This window comes from Delftia deserti, from assembly GCF_042653485.1.
GTDB lineage: Bacteria > Pseudomonadota > Gammaproteobacteria > Burkholderiales > Burkholderiaceae_C > Comamonas > Comamonas acidovorans.
The window spans coordinates 3,292,160-3,309,032 of record NZ_JBHSIH010000001.1 but is presented as its reverse complement, the minus strand read 5'-3'; the positions used below and the strand labels follow the sequence as shown (position 1 = coordinate 3,309,032).

Here is a 16,873-nt window from a genome sequence, read left to right as displayed (position 1 = left end):
ATGCCCCCCTCCCCCGCGAAGCGGGTAGAGAGGCGCCGTGCAACGGGGGAAGCGGCGTAAGCCGCTCAGGGGGTGCTTCTTTTCAACAGCATGGAATCGCCATAGCTGAAGAAACGGTACTCCTGCGCAATCGCATGGCGGTACAGCGCCATCACCTGCTCATAGCCCGCGAAGGCGCTGACCAGCATCATCAGCGTGCTCTTGGGCAGGTGGAAGTTGGTGATCAGCAGATCGACCACCTGGTACTCGAAGCCGGGCGTGATGAAGATGCGCGTGTCGCCGGAGAACTGGCCTGTCTGGGCCCAGGACTCCAGCGTGCGCACCGTGGTCGTGCCCACGGCGACGACGCGGCCGCCGCGCTGGCGGCAGCGTTCCAGCGAGGCCAGCGTGGCCAGCGGGATCTCGTACCACTCGCTGTGCATCTGGTGGTCGGCCAGGTTCTCGGTCTTCACGGGCTGGAAGGTGCCGGCGCCCACGTGCAGCGTGACGCTGGCGCGCTCGATGCCGCGCTCGGCCAGGCGGGCCAGCACGGCGTCGTCAAAGTGCAGGGCGGCCGTGGGCGCGGCCACGGCGCCGGGGCGGGCCGCGAAGACGGTCTGGTAGCGCTCGCTGTCTTCGGCGGCGTCGGGGTCGTTGCCGGTGTCCTGGTGGCGCTCGATATAGGGCGGCAGCGGCAGGTGACCGAAGCGCTCCATCAGCTCGTGCGGCGTCTCGCCGCGCGGGCCTTCGAAGCTCAGGTGGAACAGCGGGCCGTTCTCGTCGGGCCAGCGGCCGCGCAGCACGGCGTCGAAGCCGCCGCGGTTCTTGCCGCCGCACAGGTGGATGCGCGAGCCGGGCAGGGGCTTCTTGCTGACGCGCATGTGGGCCACGACATCGTTGCCTTCGAGCACGCGCTCGACCAGCAACTCCAGCCGGCCGCCGCTGGCCTTCTCGCCGAAGATGCGCGCCTTGAGAACGCGCGTGTCGTTGAACACCAGCAGGTCGCCGGGCTGCAGCAGGTCGGGCAGCTCGTGGAAGATGCGGTCGGTGGGCGGGGTGGCATCGTCGCGGCCGTCGAGCAGGCGCGAGGCGCTGCGCTGGACGGCAGGATGCTGGGCGATCAGGTTCTCAGGAAGCTCGAAGTCGAAATCGCTGAGCGAAAACACACGGGACAGGGAGGACATGCAGTGCTTGAGGGCCGGACATGGCCCGTTCCAAGTTCGTTGAACGGAAGTCCGCCATTGTCGCAAACCCTGGGGTCATCCCCGGCATTTCGCGGTGGTCACTTGGCCATCTGGGCCTGGGGCTGGCGCTCGAACTCCAGCCACAGCGTCTCCAGATCCGGAAAGTCCCAGTTCGCCGGGTCTTCGCGCGCGATGATGCGGTCGTTGCCCTGGCTCTCGGACAGGTCCTCGATCTCGGGCGTGATGCGGCAGGCCTGGCGCAGCGAATAGAACACCTTGACGCGCGGAGCCAGCAGGCTGCCCGGCGAGGCATCGACCACGACGGCCAGGCGCTGCGAATGCAGGCGCACCAGCGAGCCCAGCGGATAGATGCCCACGGTCTGCACGAACTGCTCGAACAGCCGCTTGTCGAAATGGCGGGGGCTCCACTCGGCCATGCGCCGCAGTGCCTCCGAGGGCGGCCAGCCCTTCTTGTAGGGACGATCCGAGGTGATGGCGTCGTAGACATCGCAGATCGCCGTCATGCGTGCCAGCAGGCCGATGTCGCCCTGCTGCAGGCCGTCGGGGTAGCCGCTGCCGTCCACCTTCTCGTGGTGGTGCAGGCAGGCATCGATGACCTCGTCGTCCAGGCCCAGCGGGCGCAGCAGCTGTTCGCCATGGCGTGGGTGGGCGCGCATCAGCGCCCATTCCGCATCGTCCAGCGGCCCGGGCTTGTTGAGCACGGCGACCGGGATCGCGGTCTTGCCCAGGTCGTGCATGAGACCGGCCATGCCGGCCTTGCGCAGGCTGTGGTCGTCCAGGCCCATGCGCTTGGCCAGGGCCACCATCAGCGCACACACGGCCAGGCTGTGCATGTAGGTGTAGTCGTCGGCCGTCTTCAGCCGTGCCAGGCCGATCAGGGCGTGGGGATTGCGCGCCACGGAGGCCGTCACATCGTCCACCAGTTGCCCGGCGGCCGTGGCGTCCACGGGCCGGCCCAGCCGCGCGTCGCTGAACAGGCGGCTGAGCAATTGCCTGGCCTGCACGCAGGTCTGCGCGGCGCGGCGCAGCTCGGTGGCGGTGGAAATGGGGGCCGTGCTCTGCTCGGAGACAGGGCGCGCGCTGTCCGGGATCTGGTGGCGAAGCTCGTCCTGCGGATCAAAGCGCAGGCAAGGCACCTGGACGCCCACGTCCAGGCCCTTGCGCACGTCGATCCAGACCTCCTGGATGGAGGTGGAGCGCAGGCGCTGGAGATCTGCCTCGGAGCGGAGCAGGAAACGGGTTCGCCAAAAAGGATGCTCCATCCAGGAGCCGCAGAACTCGTGCAGGAACATGCCCAGAGTGACATGCTGGACATTGATACGCTTCAACATGGCATTCGGTGGCGGGGTAACACTACGTAACGTCAGCGTGCATGGTAGCGGCTTCCCCAGAGACCCGGGGCCTCAAGGGTGCTTTGGGCAAGGGCATCCGGCATGAACGTGGCGTGTTGCCTACACCTGTATATTCATACACTATGCATGCATGCCCATGCGCATGCTCTGAAACAGGATAGCCCATGCCCTTGAACGTCTCCTCTGCCTTCCCAGATCTGGGGCGCGACGCCCCCGGCGGCAAGGCCGCGCGTGCCGGCAAGGCAAAGGCCGCAGGCAAGGGCGGCAAGGCAGCGGAGAAGGCGGCAGACAAGCCCGCAGCGCCCGCCAAGCCCGCGGCCAGCGCCGCGCAGAAGGCGCTGCAGAAGATGGGCCTGGTGCGCGACATCGATCTGGCACTGCACCTGCCGCTGCGCTATGAGGACGAGACGCGCATCACCCCGCTGCGCAATGCCCGCGAGGGCGACACGGTGCAGATCGAGGCCACGGTGACCCACAGCGAGGTGCAGCTGCGCCCGCGCCGCATGCTCAAGGTCACGGTGGACGATGGCACGGCCGAATGCGTGCTGACCTTCTTCAGCTTCTACCCCTCGCACCAGAAGACCCTGTCCGTGGGCGCGCGGCTGCGCATCCGCGGCGAGGTCAAGGGCGGCTTCTGGGGCCGGCAGATGCTGCACCCGGCGTTTCGCGCGGCCGGCGGCGACCTGCCCACCGCACTCACGCCCGTCTATCCCACGGTGGCGGGCCTGCCCCAGGCCTACATCCGCCGTGCGGCGGTCACGGCCATGCTGCGCGCCGATCTCTCCGATACGCTGCCCCAGGGCGAGCATCCGCCCGTGGCGCAGTTCCATGGCAACGGCGGGCTGCCGCCGCTGTTCAGCCTGCGCGATGCGCTGCAGTTCCTGCACCACCCCACGCCCGATGTGGCCCTGGCCACGCTGGAAGACCATTCGCACCCGGCCTGGCAGCGCCTGAAGGCCGAGGAGCTGCTGGTCCAGCAACTGTCCCAATACGAGGCCAAGCGCGAGCGCGCGCGGCTCAGGGCGCCCGTGCTGCGCGCCCTGCCCATGGACAGCGCCCAGGGCCTGGCGCGCCAGTTCCTGGACCAATTGCCCTTTGGCCTGACCGGCGCCCAGCAGCGCGTGGTGGCCGAGATCCTTGCCGACATGGAGCGCCGCATGCCCATGCACCGGCTGCTGCAGGGCGATGTGGGATCGGGCAAGACCGTGGTGGCGGCGCTGTCGGCCGTGGCCTGCATCGAGGCCGGCTGGCAGTGCGCGCTGATGGCGCCCACCGAAATCCTGGCCGAGCAGCATTTCGGCAAGCTGGTCGGCTGGCTGGAGCCGCTGCTGGCCCCGCTGGGCAAGCGCGTGGCCTGGCTGGCCGGCGCGCAGAAGAAGAAGGAACGCACCGCCATGCTGGAGCTGGTCCGCAGCGGCGAGGCGGCCCTGGTCGTGGGCACGCACGCCGTCATCCAGGACCAGGTGCAGTTCAAGAACCTGGCGCTGGCCGTCATCGACGAGCAGCACCGCTTCGGCGTGGCCCAGCGGCTTGCGCTGCGCCAGAAACTCGCGGCCTCGGGCATGGAGCCCCATCTGCTGATGATGAGCGCCACGCCCATTCCGCGCACCCTGGCCATGAGCTACTACGCCGACCTGGATGTGTCCACCATCGACGAGCTGCCGCCGGGCCGCACGCCCATCGTCACCAAGCTCATTGCCGACAGCCGCAAGGACGAGGTCATCGAGCGCATAGGCGCCCAGGTCGCGGAAGGGCGCCAGGTCTACTGGGTCTGCCCGCTGATCGAGGAAAGCGAGGCGCTGGACCTGTCCAACGCCACGGCCACCCATGCCTATCTGAGCGAGATGCTGCCCAGCGTCATGGTCGGCCTGCTGCACTCGCGCATGCCCACGGCCGAAAAGAAGGCCGTGATGGAGCTGTTCTCCGCCGGTGTCATGGGCGTGCTGGTCTCCACCACGGTGATCGAAGTGGGCGTGGACGTGCCCAACGCCTCGCTCATGGTCATCGAGCATGCGGAGCGCTTCGGCCTGTCCCAGCTGCACCAGCTGCGCGGTCGCGTGGGGCGGGGTGCGGCGGCCTCGGCCTGCGTGCTGCTGTATTCGGTGGGAGACAGCGGGCGCCTGGGCGAGACGGCCAAGGACCGGCTGCGCGCCATGGCCGAGACCAATGACGGCTTCGAGATCGCGCGGCGCGACCTGGAGATCCGCGGCCCCGGCGAATTCCTCGGTGCGCGCCAATCGGGGGCGCCCATGCTGCGCTTCGCCGATCTGGAGCAGGACCTCATGCTGCTCGACTGGGCACGCGAACTGGCGCCACGCATGCTGGAGCAGCACCCGCAACTGGCCCAGCGCCATGTGGGCCGCTGGCTGGGCGGCAAGGCCGAATTCCTCAAGGCCTGATCGGCCCGTTCCATTCCTGTCGGGTGGTTGTGTTACGTATTTTTACGTGTTTGGCCGCTGCCTGGCGTTGGCATCTTCCGCAGGCCTGCAGCCCGCGCCAGGCATGGTTTCCACACGCGTTGTAGCCTGCGAAATGCAGCGCTTCATGCCGTCATGGCGGTGACAGCGCAGTCCCGTTGCCTCATTGAATATTTGTGACCTTTTGGTACATTGAGTCACAAAAAAACAGGGTAGCTCCATCCGGGAGGGGATGGCCTGCCAAGCCTCCCCCACGGGGAGGACGGCCGCGATCACTCTTGTGTTGTCCCATTTTTCTGCAAATGAGGAGCTGCCAACATGAATGAAGCCGTTCAAGCGAATGAGATCGTCGAGACCTCCTGGCGCATGGGCCTGGTGGCCTTGTCCTATGGGATTGCCGTATTGGGTTCCTTCGTGGCCCTGACCGCGGCGCAGCGCATCCGGGGACGCGCGGGCATCAGCTGGCTGAACCTGCTGGCTGCGGGCACGGCGCTGGGCGGCATCGGCGTGTGGTCCATGCATTTCACGGGCATGCTGGCGCTGAACCTGGGCATGGGGTCGGGCTACTCCATGATCGAAACCCTGGCGTCCCTGTGCGCCGCCGTTGCCGCCACCTCGGTGGCGCTGGTCTTTGTGGCGCGGCGTCCCGAAAGCGGGGCGCGCGTGCTGGGCGCGGGCACCCTGCTGGGCCTGGGCGTGGCCTTCATGCATTACCTGGGCATGTACGGCATGCGCTTTCCGGGCTTCATCGTCTGGTCCGTTCCCACCGTGCTGCTGTCCGTGGGCATCGCTGTTGCCGCGGCCAGCGCCGCGCTGTGGCTGTCGTTTCGCACCAGCTCGCCGGGCATGCGTGCGCTGGCCGCTGCCGTCATGGGCGCGGCGGTCTGTTCCATGCACTACACCGGCATGGCCGCAGCGGACTTCGTATGCATTTCAGAGACACAGCGTTATGCTAAGCCGCAAGGCTTTGCCGTGATCAGCGCCCTGGACCTTCCGGTCTTTACCGTGATCGTGGCCATAGGCCTGGCTGCATTGATAGGCATGGACCAGCTCATGCAGCAGCGCGACCGGATGCGCCGGCCGCTGCAGTAGGTGGATAAATACAAAAAGCCGGCGGGTCGGGGAGCGCGCAGTGGTCATGCGCGGACGAGGACTGGCACAATCGAAATAGGACAAATCCTAGAACCTGTGCAGGAACTTTTGAGGGGAGCACCCCGGCAAGCGGGCCGCAAGGCCTGATTGCACAAAGGTTCCGGCACAGGTTCTTGGTGTAAGACCATCGTATTTTCCGAGGCTCCCTCCCAGACACAGCTCGCCAATGACACTTACCGAACTCAAATACATCGTGGCCGTGGCACGTGAAAAGCATTTTGGCCGCGCCGCCGAAGCCTGTTATGTGTCCCAGCCCACGTTGTCCGTGGCGATCAAGAAGCTGGAGGAGGAGCTCGATGTCAAGCTCTTCGAGCGCAGTGCCGGCGAGGTGTCGGTCACGTCGCTGGGCGAGGAGATCATCCGTCAGGCGCAAAGCGTGCTGGAGCAGGCCGCCGAGATCAAGGAAATCGCCAAGCGCGGCAAGGACCCGCTGTCCGGCGTGCTCACCCTGGGTGTGATCTACACCATCGGCCCCTACCTGCTGCCTGACCTGGTGCGCAACTCCATCATGCGCACGCCGCAGATGCCGCTGATGCTGCAGGAGAACTACACCATCAAGCTGCTGGAGATGCTGCGCACCGGCGAGATCGACTGCGCCATCGTCGCCGAGCCCTTCCCCGACACCGGCCTGGCGCTGGCGCCGCTGTACGACGAGCCCTTCATGGCCGCCGTTCCCAGCACCCATGCGCTGGCCCAGAAGGACCATGTCTCCACCAGCGATCTCAAGAACGAGACCATGCTGCTGCTGGGCTCGGGCCACTGCTTCCGCGACCATGTGCTCCAGGTCTGCCCCGAGTTCGCACGCTATGCCAGCAATGCCGAAGGCATTCGCCGTACCTTCGAGGGCTCGTCGCTGGAGACCATCAAGCACATGGTGGCCGCCGGCATGGGCGTGACCCTGGTGCCGCGCCTGTCCGTGCCCGCCGATGCGCTGGAGACCACGGCGCGCCGCCGCAAGACCGACGAGCCGCACATCCGCTACCTGCCTATCCTCGAGGACGACGGCTCGGCCCCGCCGACACGGCGCGTGGTCCTGGCCTGGCGCCGCAGCTTCACGCGCTACGAGGCCATCGCCGCCCTGCGCAACGCGGTCTACGCCTGCGCCTTGCCCGGCGTCAAACGCCTGTCCTGATGACCGCATCGGCGCGTGCGCTGGGCCTGTGGGGCCGCTGCACTTGCGTTATCGTTGCAACTGGCTCCCGGGCGACCTGCCGGGAGCATCTTCCGTTTGTACGAAGCTGAAAGGGATCCCATGGCCAAAAATGCCAGCAAAGACAAGTCCGGTGCGAAGAAGCCAGAGGCCGTGCAGGCCGACAAGGCCGACAAGGCAGTGCAGCCTGCAAAGGCCGCGCTGGCTGACGTGGCACCGGCGTCCGTGCGCTCCTCCGCCATCCATATCGGCATCAGCGACAAGGATCGCGCGGCCATCGCCAAGGGCCTGTCGGCCCTGCTGGCCGACACCTACACGCTGTATCTGACCACGCACAACTTCCACTGGAACGTCACCGGTCCGATGTTCAACACGCTGCATACCATGTTCATGGGGCAGTACACGGAGCTGTGGAACGCCGTCGATCCCATCGCCGAGCGCATCCGTGCGCTGGGCCATTTCGCGCCGGGCTCCTATGCCGACTTCGGCAAGCTCACCAGCCTGGCCGACGTGCCCCACGACCCACCCAAGGCCCTGGAGATGGTGCGCATCCTGGTCGCCGGCCACGAGGCCGTGGCCCGCACGGCGCGCAGCCTGTTCCCCCTGGCCGACAAGGCCAGCGACGAACCCACGGCCGACCTGCTGACCCAGCGCCTGACCGTGCACGAGCAGACCGCCTGGATGCTGCGCGCGCTGCTCGAAGACTGATGCTGCGCAGACGCCAGTCCCTGCGCGTACCCGCCCTGGCCCGGGAGTGATGCCACCGCATGCTCTGGACCTGGATTGACGCACACGCCGCCACGGGCGGCCTGTGCCTGGTACTGGCCGCCCTGGGCGGCCTTTTTTTCTATCTGCGCCTGCCTGCCATGGCCCGGCTGCGCCACGCAGGCCTGCCCATGCCGCGGGCCGCATGGCTGGGCCTGGCTGCCGCCGGCGGGCTGGCCTTGCTGGCACTGGCCGTGATGGTGCGCGACATGCTGGGCCTGGCCCAGCCCGCAGGCTGCACCGCCTGCACCGACTGGCCGGTGCTCGACGAAGCCCTGCACCTGTGGCTGGCCGGCCATGCCACCGATGCCTGGGTGCGCCCCGTGGTCGCCTTCACCCAACTGGGCAATGTGGCCTGGATGGTGTCGCTGTCGGCCGCCGTGCTGGCGCTGCTGCTGTGGCGGCGCGACTGGCTGCATGCGGCCGCCTGGGTGGTTGCCACGGCTGGCGTGGGCCTGTGGATACGCGCCATCAAGACCAGCGTGGGCCGTCCGCGCCCCGTGGGTGGCTGGGTGCCTGAGGGCGGCTTCAGCTTTCCCAGCGGTCACAGCGCGGGCACCTTCGTGCTCTATCTGATGCTGGCCTGGCTGCTGCTGCCGTACCTGCGCCCGGCCTGGCGCTGGCCCGTGGGCCTGGCGGCCCTGGCTGTCGCCCTGGGCGTGGGCGCCAGCCGCGTGGTGCTGCGCGTGCACTATGCCAGCGATGTGCTGGCCGGCTGGCTGCTGGGCCTGGCCTGGATGGCGCTGGTGATCTGTGCCGTGGAGTGGGCGCAAACCCGCGTTGCCGGCAGGCGCTGCTGAGGCGCGCCGCCGAGCCCGCCCGCCCAGCGGCGACAATGCGGGCATTTTCGAATGTGATGCGTGCGATGGCCGGCCCACGGCCGCCATCGGCGCCCAGACGCCATGCCCACCACCTCCTCTACGCCCATGCCTGCGCCCCGGCGCAGCAAACTGTCGCTCTATCTGGACCTGGTCCGCTTCAACCGGCCGGCCGGCTGGCTGGTCCTGGTCTGGCCCACGCTGGCCGCACTGTGGGTGGCAGCGGGCGGGTTTCCGGGCTGGCATCTGCTGGTGGTCTTCGTGCTGGGAACGGTGCTGATGCGCAGCGCCGGCTGCTGCATCAACGACATCGCCGACCGCGATTTCGACCGCCACGTCAAGCGCACCACGCAGCGCCCCATCACCTCGGGGCAGGTCTCGGTCAAGGAGGCCGCGCTGCTGGGCGCGGCCCTGGCCCTGGTCTCGCTGGGCCTGGTGCTGACCACGCGCTGGGAGGCCGTGGCCTGGTCCGTGCCCGCCGTGCTGTTCACCATCCTCTACCCGTTCACCAAGCGATTCTTCGCCATGCCCCAGGCCTTCCTGGGCATTGCCTTCAACTTCGGCATCGTCATCGCCTTCGCCGCCGTGCAGGGCCAGGTGCCGGCCACGGCCTGGATTCTGTGGCTCGCCAACATGTTCCTGGTGCTGGCCTATGACACCGAATACGCCATGGTGGATCGCGACGACGACCTCAGGATCGGCATGAAGACCTCGGCCATCACCCTGGGGCGCTTCGACGTGGCGGCCGTCATGGGATTTTTCGTGCTCTGCGGCCTGCTCACCGCCTGGGCGCTGGCGCCCTACGGCCTGGCCTGGCCTTTCTGGCTGGGCCTGGCCGTGGCCGCGGCCCAGGTGATTTGGCACTTCACCCTGATCCGCCACCGCACGCGCGAGGGTTGCTTCGTGGCCTTCAGCAAGAGCCACTGGATCGGTGCCAGCCTGTTCGCGGGCGTGGCACTGGGGTTTGCGCTGCGCTGAGGGTTCAGCGCTGAAAAAAGAAGGGAGGCCGGTGCCTCCCTTTTGCATGGAGTCTGTGGCGCGCTGCGCCGGGCTCAGCGGCCGAACTCGGCGGCCAGCTCCTTGGCACGGGCCTGGGCTGCCCGCATGGCGGCCACGAAATGCTCGGGCACCTGTTGCGCCTGCAGGTGGGTGATGGCGGCGTGGGTGGTGCCGCCCTTGCTGGTGACGCGCTGGCGCAGCACGTCGGCGCTTTCGGTGGAGCGGGCGGCCAGTTCCGATGCGCCCTGGAAGGTGGCCACGCCCAGGCGGTAGGACTGCTCGGCCGTGAGGCCCATGTCCACGCCGGCCTGTGTCATGGCTTCCAGGAACAGGAAGACATAGGCCGGGCCCGAGCCCGACAGTGCGGTCACGGCATCCAGGTGCGCTTCCTGGTCGACCCAGACGAACTGGCCCGTGGTGGCAACGACCTGCTCGATGGCGCTCTTGCCAGCGGCATCGATCTCGGCGCGGGCGAACAGGCCCGTCATGCCCTTGCCCACCAGGGCCGGCGTGTTGGGCATGGCACGCACGATGCGGCCCGTGCCCAGCCACTGGGCGATGGAGTCCGTGGGAATGCCGGCGGCCACGCTCAGGTGCAGGGCCTGGGCGGTGTGCGGTGCCACGGCCTGGGCGGCTTCCTTGAAGGTCTGGGGCTTGACGGCCCAGACCACGATGGCGGCTCCGTCCAGCGCGCTGGCGGCGGCCGCAGCATCGGCATGGGCCGTGATGCCGAAGTTCGTGCGCAGCGCGTCGCGTGCAGCCTCGAAGGGTTCGACGACGACGATGCGGTCTGCGGATTGGCCCTGGCCGATCAGTCCGCCGATGATGGCGCTGGCCATGTTGCCGCCACCGATGAAGGCGATGACAGGGGAGGCTGTGGAAACGGTGTTCATGCTGGTGCCGTTGGAGAAGGAAAACGAAGAGTTTAGAGCGTGTTCCCCTGGCGTTCGGGCCGCGTGAATTTGCGCACCCACGGAGAATCCCGAAGCTGTTTCAGAACACGCAGGGCTCCGGATGACGGTAGGCCGTGATCAGGATCTGGTTGGCCTGCGCCGGGTTGAAGTTGTCGTCGCCGGCGAACACCAGCACGCGCGTGCCATCGGGCAGCGGCGGGCCCCAGGACATGGCTTCCATGTTGTCCAGCCGGCCGGGCTGCACGGTTGACAGATCGGCCACCAGTTGCTTGACCGCCACTTGTGGCGGCGTTTGCGCGAAGCTGGCCAGGGCCAGCGTGTCAGGCGCATCCAGGCCGATGCGGTACAGCCGCGCGCCAAAGCCGTGGCCCGGGCTGTAGGAGCGCTCAAGCACCAGCAGGTGGCCGGGGCCGTCCAGCAGGATCTCGCTGATGCCGTTGACCTCGCGCCGGGGCAGGGCCCAACTGGCGGCCGGCACGGCATCGGGCTGGTAGGCGATCTGGCGCAGCAGCCGGCCATCGTCCAGGCTGACCAGGCTGATGCGCACGGGCGCGCCCGCCGAGCCGGCGCTGGCGCGCGGCCCATCCTGGCGCAACGGCGCCTCCAGGGCCAGCCAGGCCTGTTGGCCGTCCGGCGTCACGGCCAGCCCTTCGAAGCCGAAGTTCGGGCGCAGGCCCGGCACGCCGGCCTCGTCCTTGAAGGGATGGAGCCAGCGCGCAAGCTGGCGGCCTTGCGCATCGGCTTTCACCAGCGAGGTGCCAAAGCCCCGGCCCGGGTCGCCTTCGTCGGTCCACAGCAGGCCGCCGTCCGGCAGCAGGCGGATGGCTTCGGGGTCGGGCACGGGCTGGGTGGCGGGCGCGGCATGGCGCGGGCGCAGCCAGCGGCCCCCGGCATCCAGCAGCGGATGCACTTCGGTGACCTGCGCCTGCCAGGGGTTGGGGCCGGCGCGCTGGCCGGCGTCCAGCTGCTCTATGCGCAGGCGCATCCAGCGCGCGGGGCCGCGCGCCGAGCGGTCATCGCTGATGGCCACGAAGTCGCCGCGCTGGGCGTCGTAGTCCAGGCCCGAGATGCCGCCGGTGGTGGCGCCATGGATGGGTTCGTCGCGCGCAATCGTGGTGCTGCCCAGCCATTGCAGGCGCGCGCATGCCGTGGGCTGCGGGGCCGGCAGGGCCTGGGGCGGCGCGGCGCAGCCGGCCAGCAGCAGGCCGGAAAGCACCAGGCTGGCCGCCTTGAACAAGGCCGTGAGCCCGTTGTCAGGCCGCCAGCGCGGTCTGGGCCACCGCATGCTCCCAGCGCGCCATCAGCTCGTCGGCGCGGTGCTTGTCCAGCGTGGGCACGAAGCGGCGCTCGGCCTTCCACAGCGCCGACAGTTCCTCGGTGCTCTGGTATACGCCCGAGGACAGGCCCGCCAGGTAGGCAGCGCCCAGGGCCGTGGTCTCCACGCAGGCCGGACGCACGACGGGAATGCCCAGCAGGTCGGCCTGGAACTGCATGAGCAGGTTGTTGACGCAGGCGCCGCCGTCCACGCGCAGTTCGCTGACCGGCGCGCCGCCGCTGGCCACCGCGTCGCGGCTCATGGCCAGCAGCAGGGCGGCACTCTGGAAGGCGATGGATTCAAGCGCGGCCCGCGCGATGTGGGCAATGGTGGTGCCGCGCGTCAGGCCCGTGATGGTGCCGCGCGCATCGGGCTTCCAGTAGGGGGCGCCCAGTCCCGTGAAGGCCGGCACCATCATCACGCCGCCCGAATCGGGCACGCTCTCGGCCAGCTGCTGTACCTGGCCGCTGTGCTCGATGGCGCGCAGCCCGTCGCGCAGCCACTGGACCACGGCGCCGCCCACGAAGACGCTGCCTTCCAGCGCATAGGCTGGCGCAGCGGTGGGCTGTGCCGCAGCGGTGGTCAGCAGGCCGTTGGCAGAGGTCTGGAACACGCCGCCCGTGTGCATGAGCATGAAGCAGCCCGTGCCATAGGTGTTCTTGGCCATGCCGGCCGAAAAGCAGGCCTGGCCGAAGAGGGCGCTTTGCTGGTCGCCGGCCACGCCGCCGATGGCGATCTCGCCGCCCAGCACTTCGGCGGCCGTGTGGCCGAAGTCCGCTGCCGAGGGCAGCACCTCGGGCATCAGCGCGCGCGGAATCTCCAGCAGCGCCAGCAGATCGTCGTCCCACTGGTTGGTGTGGACGTTGAACAGCATGGTGCGGCTGGCGTTGGAGACATCGGTCACATGGCGGCGCCCGCCCGTGAGTTGCCAGATCAGCCAGCTGTCCACGGTGCCGAAGGCCAGTTCGCCACGCTCGGCGGCGGCGCGTGCGCCGTTGACGTTGTCCAGGATCCAGCGCAGCTTGGTGCCCGAGAAATAGGCGTCGATCAGCAGGCCGGTCTTGCGCTGGATGGTGTCGGCATGGCCTGCCTCGCGCAGCTGGGCGCACAGCGGCTCGGCGCGGCGGTCCTGCCAGACGATGGCGTGGTGTATGGGCTGGCCCGTGGCGCGGTTCCAGACCACGGTGGTCTCGCGCTGGTTGGTGATGCCCAGGGCGCGGATGTCGGCTGCCGCCAGCCCGGCCTTGGCCAGGGCCTCGCGCGCCGTGGCCAGCTGGGTGCGCCAGATCTCGCGCGGATCGTGCTCGACCCAGCCGGGCCGGGGATAGATCTGCGGCAGCTCCAGCTGGGCCGAGGCCACGATGCGGCCCTGGGTGTCGAAGACGATGCTGCGCGAGCTGGAGGTGCCCTGGTCCAGGGCAAGCAGATAGGTCATGGTGCGGTATCCAGGAAAAGCAGGGCCGGTGCGCGTGTCCTGTGCGGGCGGTGGCGCAGCGGCTGCGGAAAACTTATTGCGCCACCACGCATTGCACCTCGGCTTCGCGCAGAAGGGCATCGAACGGGGCAGGGGGCGCGGTATCGGTGAACAGGCGGTCGATCTGGTCCAGGCGTGCCAGCTCCACCATGGCCTGGCGGTGGAACTTGCTGTGGTCGGCGGCCAGCCACACCTCGCGCGACTGGGCAATGATGGTCTGGGCCACCTTGACTTCGCGCATGTCGAAGTCGCGCAGGCTGCCGTCGGGCTCGATGGCCGAGATGCCGATCAGGGCGATATCCACCTTGAACTGGCGTATGAAGTCCACGGCCGCCTCGCCCACGATGCCCCGGTCGCGCGTGCGCACCACGCCGCCGGCCACGATGACTTCGCAGTCGGCGTTGGAGCTGAGGATGGCCGCCACGTTGAGGTTGTTGGTGATCACGCGCAGGCCCCGGTGCTTGAGCAGGGCCTGGGCCACGGCCTCGGTGGTGGTGCCGATGTTCAGGATCAGCGAGCAGCCGTTGGGAATGGCCTCGGCCACGGCGCGCGCAATGCGCGACTTGCCTTCGGCATGCAGCACCTGGCGCTGGGTGTGGCCCAGGTTCTCCACCGTGGCGCTGGGCACGCGCACGCCGCCGTGAAAGCGCACCATCAGGCCCGCATCGGCCAGCTTCTGTATGTCGCGGCGCACGGTCTGCAGGGTCACGCCCAGGATCTCGGCCAGCTGCTCCACCGAAGTGGACTGGCGGCTGCGCACTTCGTCGAGCAGCTGTAGTTGTCGGGGATTGGTGTTCACGGCGGCGATTCCAGATCTGGTGCGTTCTCAGGCAAACAAGGCGGGGCGACCGGGTTATAGCGCATTTGCCCCTGGCCGGCCGTGGGTTGGGGAACTTTAAAACGAAGAAAAAAGAACAGCACCTAGGGTATGTGTTGATGGGCTGCGATCTGGAAAGAACAAAAATGATCACGTTCTTGCTTTCGGATGGCGCGCAATTGCCGCCTGAAGCAAGGTGTTTCTCCTTGTTCAATCGCTGCCCCCGCAGGCGGCCTCGTCAGTGAGGGCGGTCGTGGAACTGGTGTTGGAGAGAATCAGCAAACGCGTGGGCGGCCAGACCTGGCTGCACCCCATGCACCTTGAACTGGAAAGCGGCGCGGTGACCGTGCTGCTGGGTGCCACGCAGGCCGGCAAGACCAGCCTGATGCGCATCATGGCCGGCCTGGACGTGCCCACCGAAGGCCGTGTGCGCGCCGATGGCGTCGATGTGACCGGCATGCCCGTGCGCGAGCGCAACGTGGCCATGGTCTACCAGCAGTTCATCAACTATCCCTCGCTCACGGTGGCGGACAACATCGCCTCGCCGCTCAAGCTGCGCGGCGACCGCGATGTGGCGCAGCGCGTGCGCGCCCTGGCCCAGCGGCTGCACATCGAGATGTTCCTGGACCGCTACCCGGCCGAGCTGTCGGGCGGCCAGCAGCAGCGCGTGGCGCTGGCGCGCGCCCTGGCCAAGGGCGCTCCGCTGATGCTGCTGGACGAGCCCCTGGTCAACCTCGACTACAAGCTGCGCGAGGAACTGCGCGAGGAGCTGACCCAGCTGTTCTCCACGGGCGACTCCACCGTGGTCTATGCCACCACCGAGCCCGGCGAGGCCCTGCTGCTGGGTGGTTACACGGCTGTGCTGCATGAGGGCGAACTGCTGCAGTACGGCCCCACGGCCGAGGTCTTCCATCAGCCGAATTCGCTGCGCGTGGCGCGCGCCTTCAGTGATCCGCCCATGAACCTGATCGTGGCCAGTGCCGTGGAGGGCGGGCTGGAACTGCCGGGCGGCGCGCGGCTGCCCGTGGCGCTGCCTGCGAACCTGGCCGCGTCCGGCCCACTGACCCTGGGCCTGCGCGCCAGCGCCCTGCGCCTGCAGCCTCGGCCCGGCGATCTGGCGCTGCAGGGCGTGGTGGAACTGGCCGAGATTTCGGGCTCCGACACCTTCGTGCATGCCACCACGCCCTGGGGCGAGCTGGTGGCCCAGGTCACGGGCGTGCACCACCTGGACCTGGGCAGCGCGGTCACGCTGCACCTGGACCCGGCCCATGCCTACGTTTTCGGCACGAACGGCGCGCTGCTGCTGGCGCCGGCGCGGCCCGGAGGACGATGAGATGGCCCGCATAGAACTCGATCTGGCCCACTCCTACAAGCCGAACCCGCAGCAGGACAGCGACTACGCGCTGCTGCCGCTGAGCATGGTCTTCGAGGACGGCGGCGCCTATGCGCTGCTCGGCCCCTCGGGCTGCGGCAAGACCACCATGCTCAACATCATGTCGGGCCTGCTGGTGCCCTCGCAGGGCAAGGTGCTGTTCGACGGCCGCGACATGACGCGCGCCACGCCCCAGGAACGCAACATCGCCCAGGTGTTCCAGTTCCCGGTGATCTACGACACCATGACCGTGGCCGAGAACCTGGCCTTTCCGCTGAAGAACCGCCGCATGCCCGAGGAGCGCATCCGCGCGCGGGTCGGCCAGATCGCCGAGATGCTGGAGATGAGCGGCCAGCTCGACCAGCGCGCAGCCGGCCTGTCGGCCGATGCCAAGCAGAAGATCTCGCTGGGCCGGGGCCTGGTGCGGCCCGATGTCTCGGCCGTGCTGTTCGACGAGCCGCTCACGGTGATCGACCCCCAGCTCAAGTGGCAGCTGCGCCGCAAGCTCAAGCAGATCCACCATGAACTGCGCCTCACGCTGATCTATGTGACGCACGACCAGGTGGAGGCCCTGACCTTTGCCGAGCACGTTGTGGTCATGACGCGCGGGCGCGCCGTGCAGGTGGGCACGCCCGCCCAGCTTTTCGAGCGGCCCAGCCACGCCTTCGTCGGCCACTTCATCGGCTCGCCGGGCATGAACTTCGTGCCGTTGCAGCAGGACGGCGGCCGCCTGCTGGCCGAGGGCCAGTACCTGCCCCTGCCCGCCGCACTGGCCAGCGTGGCGCCCGGCCTGCCCCTGAGCCTGGGCATACGTCCCGAGTACCTGGCACTGGCCTCGGCCGACGCGCCCGGCGCCGTGGCCTGCACGGTGGAGCGCGTGCAGGACGTGGGCACGCACCAGTTGCTGGTGGCGCGCCTGGGCGAGCGGCTGCTCAAGCTGCGCTGCGGCGCCGATGCCGCGCTGCCGGCCGTGGGCGAGACCGTCTGGGTGCAATTGCAGGGCCCCCACACCTGCTACTACGTCAACGAGGAGCTGGTATGAGGCTCCCCCTGAGCGGCTGCGCCGCTTCCCCCTCTCTCGCGACGCGGGAGGGGGACGACACCCTTGCGGCGGGGCGACCCTTGCTCGGTGTCCCTGAGCTGG

At 68.6% G+C, this 16,873-nt stretch carries 14 protein-coding genes; 8 read left to right on the top strand and 6 right to left on the bottom strand.

Annotated elements, in window-relative coordinates; translation table 11 throughout:
- Positions 1 to 65: 65 nt before the first annotated feature.
- Together queA and ACFPFG_RS16005 are read right to left on the bottom strand one after the other, a co-directional pair.
- Complete coding sequence (queA, locus tag ACFPFG_RS16010; RefSeq protein ID WP_380107382.1) at positions 66 to 1,163, bottom strand: tRNA preQ1(34) S-adenosylmethionine ribosyltransferase-isomerase QueA; 1,098 nt, start codon at positions 1,161 to 1,163, stop codon at positions 66 to 68.
- 98 nt (positions 1,164 to 1,261) lie between these two features.
- On the bottom strand, positions 1,262 to 2,515 hold the full coding sequence (locus ACFPFG_RS16005) for an HD-GYP domain-containing protein (protein WP_183017324.1): 1,254 nt from the start codon (positions 2,513 to 2,515) through the stop codon (positions 1,262 to 1,264).
- 185 nt (positions 2,516 to 2,700) lie between these two features.
- Here ACFPFG_RS16005 and recG point away from each other — a divergent pair, with 185 nt between their 5' ends.
- From recG to ubiA, 6 genes are all read left to right on the top strand, one after another.
- Positions 2,701 to 4,935 carry an ATP-dependent DNA helicase RecG gene (gene recG / locus ACFPFG_RS16000; protein WP_380107381.1) on the top strand — a complete coding sequence of 745 codons (2,235 nt, stop codon included), beginning with the start codon at positions 2,701 to 2,703 and terminating at the stop codon, positions 4,933 to 4,935.
- A 336-nt stretch (positions 4,936 to 5,271) separates the two neighbouring features.
- Entirely contained in the window at positions 5,272 to 6,045 is a 774-nt protein-coding gene (locus ACFPFG_RS15995; protein ID WP_380107379.1) for an MHYT domain-containing protein, read from the top strand.
- A gap of 226 nt (positions 6,046 to 6,271) precedes the next feature.
- Positions 6,272 to 7,237, top strand: coding sequence for a LysR substrate-binding domain-containing protein (locus ACFPFG_RS15990; protein WP_013804463.1), 966 nt, complete (start codon positions 6,272 to 6,274; stop codon positions 7,235 to 7,237).
- Positions 7,238 to 7,357: 120 nt separating this feature from the next.
- Entirely contained in the window at positions 7,358 to 7,963 is a 606-nt protein-coding gene (locus ACFPFG_RS15985; protein WP_043822499.1) for a Dps family protein, read from the top strand.
- A gap of 59 nt (positions 7,964 to 8,022) precedes the next feature.
- Positions 8,023 to 8,820 carry a phosphatase PAP2 family protein gene (locus ACFPFG_RS15980; protein ID WP_183017327.1) on the top strand — a complete coding sequence of 266 codons (798 nt, stop codon included), beginning with the start codon at positions 8,023 to 8,025 and terminating at the stop codon, positions 8,818 to 8,820.
- A 126-nt stretch (positions 8,821 to 8,946) separates the two neighbouring features.
- Positions 8,947 to 9,816 (top strand): 4-hydroxybenzoate octaprenyltransferase, encoded by an 870-nt coding sequence (gene ubiA, locus ACFPFG_RS15975; RefSeq protein ID WP_197957475.1) that lies wholly within the window; start codon positions 8,947 to 8,949, stop codon positions 9,814 to 9,816.
- Between the two features lie 74 nt (positions 9,817 to 9,890).
- On the opposite strand, the gene proC is transcribed toward ubiA, so the two are convergent.
- The 4 genes from proC to ACFPFG_RS15955 form a co-directional block, all read right to left on the bottom strand.
- Positions 9,891 to 10,730, bottom strand: coding sequence for a pyrroline-5-carboxylate reductase (proC, locus tag ACFPFG_RS15970; protein ID WP_380107376.1), 840 nt, complete (start codon positions 10,728 to 10,730; stop codon positions 9,891 to 9,893).
- Between the two features lie 100 nt (positions 10,731 to 10,830).
- Complete coding sequence (locus ACFPFG_RS15965) at positions 10,831 to 12,036, bottom strand: esterase-like activity of phytase family protein (protein WP_183017329.1); 1,206 nt, start codon at positions 12,034 to 12,036, stop codon at positions 10,831 to 10,833.
- Positions 12,005 to 13,501, bottom strand: a complete 1,497-nt coding sequence (glpK, locus tag ACFPFG_RS15960) for a glycerol kinase GlpK (protein ID WP_183017330.1) — start codon at positions 13,499 to 13,501, stop codon at positions 12,005 to 12,007. Before glpK ends, ACFPFG_RS15965 begins: the two co-directional genes overlap by 32 nt.
- A 73-nt stretch (positions 13,502 to 13,574) precedes the next feature.
- The gene (locus ACFPFG_RS15955) at positions 13,575 to 14,339 is read right to left on the bottom strand and encodes a DeoR/GlpR family DNA-binding transcription regulator (RefSeq protein WP_012202956.1); all 765 of its coding nucleotides are present in this window, start codon (positions 14,337 to 14,339) and stop codon (positions 13,575 to 13,577) included.
- A gap of 271 nt (positions 14,340 to 14,610) precedes the next feature.
- Here ACFPFG_RS15955 and ACFPFG_RS15950 point away from each other — a divergent pair, with 271 nt between their 5' ends.
- Positions 14,611 to 15,690, top strand: coding sequence for an ABC transporter ATP-binding protein (locus tag ACFPFG_RS15950; RefSeq protein WP_380107373.1), 1,080 nt, complete (start codon positions 14,611 to 14,613; stop codon positions 15,688 to 15,690).
- 1 nt (position 15,691) lies between these two features.
- On the top strand, positions 15,692 to 16,771 hold the full coding sequence (locus ACFPFG_RS15945) for an ABC transporter ATP-binding protein (protein ID WP_197953789.1): 1,080 nt from the start codon (positions 15,692 to 15,694) through the stop codon (positions 16,769 to 16,771).
- Positions 16,772 to 16,873 lie beyond the last annotated feature (102 nt).

What these genes read in the sequence shown, in the direction of transcription:
- queA (WP_380107382.1), bottom strand. Translation starts at nt 1,163, where the DNA reads ATGTCCTCCCTGTCCCGTGTGTTTTCGCTCAGCGATTTCGACTTCGAG.
- ACFPFG_RS16005 (WP_183017324.1), bottom strand. Translation starts at nt 2,515, where the DNA reads ATGTTGAAGCGTATCAATGTCCAGCATGTCACTCTGGGCATGTTCCTG.
- recG (WP_380107381.1), top strand. Translation starts at nt 2,701, where the DNA reads ATGCCCTTGAACGTCTCCTCTGCCTTCCCAGATCTGGGGCGCGACGCC.
- ACFPFG_RS15995 (WP_380107379.1), top strand. Translation starts at nt 5,272, where the DNA reads ATGAATGAAGCCGTTCAAGCGAATGAGATCGTCGAGACCTCCTGGCGC.
- ACFPFG_RS15990 (WP_013804463.1), top strand. Translation starts at nt 6,272, where the DNA reads ATGACACTTACCGAACTCAAATACATCGTGGCCGTGGCACGTGAAAAG.
- ACFPFG_RS15985 (WP_043822499.1), top strand. Translation starts at nt 7,358, where the DNA reads ATGGCCAAAAATGCCAGCAAAGACAAGTCCGGTGCGAAGAAGCCAGAG.
- ACFPFG_RS15980 (WP_183017327.1), top strand. Translation starts at nt 8,023, where the DNA reads ATGCTCTGGACCTGGATTGACGCACACGCCGCCACGGGCGGCCTGTGC.
- ubiA (WP_197957475.1), top strand. Translation starts at nt 8,947, where the DNA reads ATGCCTGCGCCCCGGCGCAGCAAACTGTCGCTCTATCTGGACCTGGTC.
- proC (WP_380107376.1), bottom strand. Translation starts at nt 10,730, where the DNA reads ATGAACACCGTTTCCACAGCCTCCCCTGTCATCGCCTTCATCGGTGGC.
- ACFPFG_RS15965 (WP_183017329.1), bottom strand. Translation starts at nt 12,036, where the DNA reads ATGCGGTGGCCCAGACCGCGCTGGCGGCCTGACAACGGGCTCACGGCC.
- glpK (WP_183017330.1), bottom strand. Translation starts at nt 13,501, where the DNA reads ATGACCTATCTGCTTGCCCTGGACCAGGGCACCTCCAGCTCGCGCAGC.
- ACFPFG_RS15945 (WP_197953789.1), top strand. Translation starts at nt 15,692, where the DNA reads ATGGCCCGCATAGAACTCGATCTGGCCCACTCCTACAAGCCGAACCCG.